Raw genomic sequence first — 6,162 nt, forward strand, 5'->3', positions numbered from 1 at the left:
AACCGTTTTTTATTTAAGGAAATCAGCTCTCATAGGAGAAAAACAATCTATAAGTATTCCTGGTTCAAGACATACACATCCATGTACCGCATCAGGCTCGATATATATACCATCGCCCGCTGACACAATTTTTTTCTTACCTTCTATATCGAATTCAAATTTACCACTTGCTACATAAGTAGTTTGTGTATGATAATGTGCATGTGGTGTTCCTACAGCTCCCTTTTCAAATTTAACCTTAACCAGCATAACCTGACCATCATAGCCCATAATCTTACGTGTAACACCTTCTCCAGCAGGTTCCCATTCTTTATCCTTATCCAGAATATAATCGACACTTCTTGTCTTTTTTATTGTACTATTCTTCATATCACTACCATTGTTTACATTTTCGACCGCGGAAAAACACACCATTGGCAATATTGTTGCCATTAAACAAACAAATAACTTTTTCATTTTCTATTAGAATTATAATATTAAAATATCAAACCTTTATATATTGAATATATAGTTTATTTCTGTTGTTTTATATATTCAGTAGGAAGGCACCCAATATATTTCTTAAAGCTGGTAGCAAAATATGATGGTGTACTAAAACCTACCATTGTACTTATCTCTGCAATATTATATCGTCCTTCCTTAAGCAAACGACATGCTTCAGAAAATCTTATTTTCTTTATAAATTCAATAGCAGACTCTCCTGTTATGGCTTTCAGTTTTAAATGCAAATTAGAGCGACTCATATTCATCTGACTTGCAAAGTCTTCTGTAGAAAAGCTCGAATTATCCATATTATTCTTAACTATTTCAACAGCCCGTTTCAATATCTCTTCATCCAAAGCATTAAAAGTTATTTTCTCAGGTTCAACATTTAATTCCTTAGAATAATGTTCTAACATACGACGACGAGTCCGCATAGTATTTTGAATTTTGGCTATCAGTAAAGACAATGAGAATGGTTTTGATATATAATCATCAGCCCCTATTGCCATAGCCTCTTTTTGATCAGATAATTCTGTTTTTGCAGATAATATTATTACAGGTATGTGACTTGTGGAAATATTTTGTTTTATAGCCTTACAAAACTTAACTCCATCCATAACAGGCATCATAACATCAGTAATAACCATATCAACCTCATTGTTTTTCATAACATCAAGTGCTACTTCTCCATTTTCCGCTTGCAATGTATTAAAGACTTTTGACAATCCAGATTTAAGATATTGTCTAACCTCTTCATTATCTTCTACTATAAGAATTGTACCTCTTACAGAACATTCCTTATTATTATCTATAACAGGCTGATCCATTTCTGAATCTATAAAAAACATATCTCTAGTATTAGTAAAATGCGATGATTGATCTGAATCATAAATATTTTCCGCCATTTCAGTATCAGAATAAACAGATTTATCTTGAGGTAAAAAAATAGAGAAAGAACTTCCTTTACCTGGTTCACTTTCCAACTCTATTCTACCATGGTGCAACTCTACTAATCTTTGTACCAAAGACAAACCTATTCCACTTCCCATGTATTCAGAATCAAGCTGGACAAAACGTTCAAATATTTTTTTATGCTTGTTAACAGGTATTCCTATACCCGTATCATCAACTTGAAGCACTAGAAAACCATCTTTCAATGAAAGTTTAACAGTAATACTACCTTCATTTGTATATTTGAATGAATTTGACAATAGATTATTCATTATTATTTCCACGTATTTCTCATCAGCTAAAACATCCACACCTTCCAAATCAGAAATAAAATTATAGACTAAAGACTTGTGTTTTGCTAATTTCTCATAAAAAGAAAAGCAATCTTTAACGGTAGAATATATCTCATTTCTTGATACTCTTAATTTAAAGACACCAAGTTCTGCTCTACGATAATCCATTAATTGATTGACAAGATGTAACAATCTATTAGTATTTCTTTCAACAAAACCTAGTTGTTCTTTCATCCATTTATCCGTAGTATGAGTTTTCATTTCTTGTACAGGCGCCATGATTAACGTAAGAGGTGTACGTAACTCATGAGAAATATTAATAAAGAAACGTTGTTTCATTTGATTAATTTCTTCCTGATGTACCTTCTCATTATGCTCAATAGTAATTCTATTTTCCATCTGCTTTTTTACCCAGAAATAACGGAATATAAGTAAAATAGCTACACATATACCAATTATCATAATTAGTATTGCCCACCATGTCTCATACCATACAGGTAAAATCTTGATATCAAGAGTTGTTGTTTTCTTACTCCACTTTCCGTCATTATTAGCAGCACGTACTTTAAAACAATAATCACCATGCGGAATATTAGTATATGAAACGCTACGACTATCATTTACAACAGTCCATTCATCATCATAGCCTTCCAATTTATAAGAAAAAGTATTATGCTGAGCAGAAAGATAGTTAGATACAACAAACTTCAAAGTAAACGACCTTTGAGAATGATCAAGAACTATATTTTTAGTATCAGATATATGTTTCTTCAAAATACCAGTATTATCACCCGGTCTAACTTCATTCTCATACAAAAGTAGCTTCGTAATTATAGGCTGAGGAGAATATGGATTATCAATCAAAAGCTCTGGCTTGAATGTTGTAATACCATTTATTCCACCAAAATATAATTGTCCATCCATAGTCTTACAAGATGAATAATTATTAAACTGATTACTTTGTAAACCATCATTAATTGTAAAGTTTCTAAACTTATGATTTACAGCATTATAACAACTTAATCCTTTATTTGTACTAACCCAAATATTATTAAAAGAGTCCTCTTCTATACCATATATTACATTATTAGGCAGACCATCATCAACAGTCAAATGCACCAACTCCCCAGTTTTATCATTCACATAATATAATCCTATACGCGTAGCAAACCATATACACCCATCAACACTTTGATAAATACACTGTACTGTTTTTAAATCTTTTACACCTTTTATTTTAAATAAATCTTTTTCTAACTTATTATTTTCTGTCTTATATTTAACAACTCCATCATTAGTTGCCACTAAAAGAGAATTTTGTGAGTCTATAAACATAGCATAAATTGATTTACCCATTACTGCTACATCATTTTCCTGCACAAAACGACAAGTATTCATATCATACCAATACAAACCATTCAATGTACCTAACCACAAACTATTATTACTACGCGGTAATATGACATAAATACTATTTGCTGCAGAATTATCATCACAAACAGACAAATGTTTTATCATACCAGAACGTCTATTCACAACTTTCATTCCCCCTGCATGTGTTCCTACGTAAACATTATCAGTAGATTTATCTATATATATAGATTTAACATTATTAGACTCATGTGGCCTACCTTTATTCTCAGTATTAAAAAAATAATATTGGAAACTATTATCTAATGGATTATATCTATTCAATCCACCATCATTTGTACCAATCCACAACATTGAATGCTCATCTTCTACTATACAACTAACAACGTTATCGCTAAGAGAATTTTTATAAGGTTCATGTTTTATATTCCGAAATCTATTTTTTAAAGGATGGTAATAATTAAGTCCTCCAAAAAAAGTCCCAAGCCACATTCCTCCCTGATTATCTTTATATATACACCTAACCGATGGCTGACTCAAACTACCATTATCTGTAGGATTACTAGTAAATCTTTTAAATGTATTGCTAGACTTACTATATATATTAAGATCATTAAAAGTACCAATCCATAATCTTCCATTAGAATCCTTTGATAACGAACGGACATAATCAGAACTTATACTACCTTCAACTGCAGAATGACGATATATAACTTTTTCACCTGTTCGTATATCAATTACTATAAGACCCTTACCTTCAGTTCCGACCCATAATTCATTGAAGTTCATAAGAAGCATAGTCTGTATCTGTACTTTATACCCTATCTCATATTGTGCCAACATAGTAAATCTTCCTTTATCATAAGAACAGGCATATATTTGCCCATTCATACAACCAAAGTATATTATATCATTAATTTTATATATGGAAGAAACACTAATAGATGTCAGTTCAGTAGGTAATAAATCATCAACAAATGCTGACAATGAAGTATCTAATATATATAGTTTGTTTCCAAAATTTATTATATACAATTCATCTGAAACTTCAATAATGTCTGTTACTACTATTTCGCTTATACTATCAATTATATAATTTTTAAAACAATCTAATTCTCTATTATAAAAAGAGACTCCTTTATTTGTTCCTACTATAATTCTACCTTTACTATCTGTTACAACACATTTTGATATGTTACCAGCTATAGATGTTGAATCATTATCTTTGTGACGATATACAGTAAAATCATAACCATCATACTTATTAACCCCATCATATGTAGAAAACCACATATTATCTTCCATATCTTGAGTTATAGAAAATACCGTACTCTGAGAAAGGCCTTGATTTATAGATATATGAGAGAATGTTATAGTTTCTATCTTATATGCCATAACATCTTCATATATTATACCAACAAAGAAAAAAAGTAATGTAATAAAATATCTAGGAAGTTTCATAATATGTCACATATAAAATTCATTATCACAAAAGCCTGGTATTATTTTACTAGAAATAAAAACTATAGTCGCTCTTTAGAGTTATTATCAATTTTATCGTCTTTCAAAGAATCCTCAATACCGTTTAATCCGTCTTTAAAACTTTTTACTCCTTTACCTAACCCCCTCATTAATTCAGGGATTCTCTTTCCTCCAAAAAATAACAATACTATTAAAGCTATAAAAAGAAGTTCTTGGGCTCCAATACCCAACAATAAAAGTGTACAGCACATAATTATTAATTTTTATTAGTACAAAAATAATATTTTATTTCAAAAAAAAACAAATAGCCTATTTTAAGCTTTTAATACAGCGTTTTATCTCATCTCATTTAATTCGTTCTTCCATGTACCCTGCTAAATTATATTTTACCGGTACATTACTACTTCCTACACGATATATTCCAAACTTAAAATAATAACCATAATCATCATTACGACCTATTTCTATTGTCTCATTATCTACAATATGTTTTCTATTCCCATCATAACTCATAAAAACATCAAGTTTACCAGGTGATAATATTTTATTATATCCAGCCATATATTTAGACCACTGTACAGTAACATCAAATGTTACCCATTTTTCTTTTGGAAAATCATCAAAAAGCATTTTATACGCAATTACAGAAGATTTAAATCCTTTCCTTTTAGGTTTTAGGATTTCACACTCATCAGGATTTGAATTACATCGCACTGTTTTATCAGATAACCACTGTGCATCTGAGTTTGCTTTTATATAAAAATACCCATTACTAAATCCAAACGCCATTGGGGGATATCCACCTTGTTCAACAATCCACCCATTGGGCTTTTTATCCCTTTTATATACTATTCTACCTTTAGAATTTTTTATTACAATCTTATCATAAGCGACATCTTTCTTAAAAATCATGCGATTCTCCAATTTTAGAAACTCACTGTCACTTAATTGCATTACATTCCCATTAGGATCAGACACTAAAGTGCGGGAAGGCATTCCATGCCATTGGGCAAATATTGTAGAGACATTAGAACTTAAATCTGAAGGTACATATATTGAAAATCTATATTTCATACATGACCCTTGAGCACAGGAGCCTTTACCGTGATGATAAACAGTCTTCATCCTGGAAGCTTTTTCATATTCATCTGGTATACTTTCCTCAAAATCAGATGATAAAGCATAACAATATGCCATTTCAACCCTGCCCTTTGTACTTCCTTCAGAATATCCAGACAAGGTATTATCATCTTTTTTCAATTCAAAACGATAAGATGGCTTTCCATCGAATTTTACATCATAATCATACTGTATAGCATAGTCTTTCTTCAACCCGACACAAACCCATTCTCCGTCAACAATTTGATTTAGTCTTGCAGAATCAGATTGTATGTTTACTCTTTCCATTATCGGAATTCTATTCTGAGAAAAACCACAATTTCCAGAAAAGATAGAAAACAATAATATCAAAATTTTTTTCATACGTAAATATTAAGCGTCCTACACATAGAGTAGGACAGGTTTATACTAAAATTGATATAAAACCGAGTGTTTTGACAAAAGAAAGATTAGCACTCATGAA

At 30.7% G+C, this 6,162-nt stretch carries 4 protein-coding genes; all 4 read right to left on the reverse strand.

Features of this window, described 5'->3' with window-relative positions; all coding sequences use genetic code 11:
- Window positions 1-9: 9 nt before the first annotated feature.
- Complete coding sequence (locus H6A61_RS03520; RefSeq protein ID WP_239469090.1) at window positions 10-369, reverse strand: cupin domain-containing protein; 360 nt, start codon at window positions 367-369, stop codon at window positions 10-12.
- 143 nt (window positions 370-512) lie between these two features.
- Window positions 513-4,562 (reverse strand): hybrid sensor histidine kinase/response regulator transcription factor, encoded by a 4,050-nt coding sequence (locus H6A61_RS03525; RefSeq protein ID WP_430746773.1) that lies wholly within the window; start codon window positions 4,560-4,562, stop codon window positions 513-515.
- A 59-nt stretch (window positions 4,563-4,621) separates the two neighbouring features.
- Window positions 4,622-4,831, reverse strand: a complete 210-nt coding sequence (locus tag H6A61_RS03530) for a Sec-independent protein translocase subunit TatA/TatB (protein WP_204391027.1) — start codon at window positions 4,829-4,831, stop codon at window positions 4,622-4,624.
- A 94-nt stretch (window positions 4,832-4,925) separates the two neighbouring features.
- Window positions 4,926-6,062 carry a heparin lyase I family protein gene (locus H6A61_RS03535; protein WP_204391032.1) on the reverse strand — a complete coding sequence of 379 codons (1,137 nt, stop codon included), beginning with the start codon at window positions 6,060-6,062 and terminating at the stop codon, window positions 4,926-4,928.
- Window positions 6,063-6,162 lie beyond the last annotated feature (100 nt).

The organism is Bacteroides caecigallinarum, assembly GCF_016901995.1.
Taxonomy (GTDB): Bacteria; Bacteroidota; Bacteroidia; order Bacteroidales; family Bacteroidaceae; genus Phocaeicola; species Phocaeicola cellulolyticus.

Bases quoted from the DNA above. Each gene is read 5' to 3' on its own strand.
- H6A61_RS03520 (WP_239469090.1), bottom strand. From the start codon at position 369: ATGAAGAATAGTACAATAAAAAAGACAAGAAGTGTCGATTATATTCTG.
- H6A61_RS03530 (WP_204391027.1), bottom strand. From the start codon at position 4,831: ATGTGCTGTACACTTTTATTGTTGGGTATTGGAGCCCAAGAACTTCTT.
- H6A61_RS03535 (WP_204391032.1), bottom strand. From the start codon at position 6,062: ATGAAAAAAATTTTGATATTATTGTTTTCTATCTTTTCTGGAAATTGT.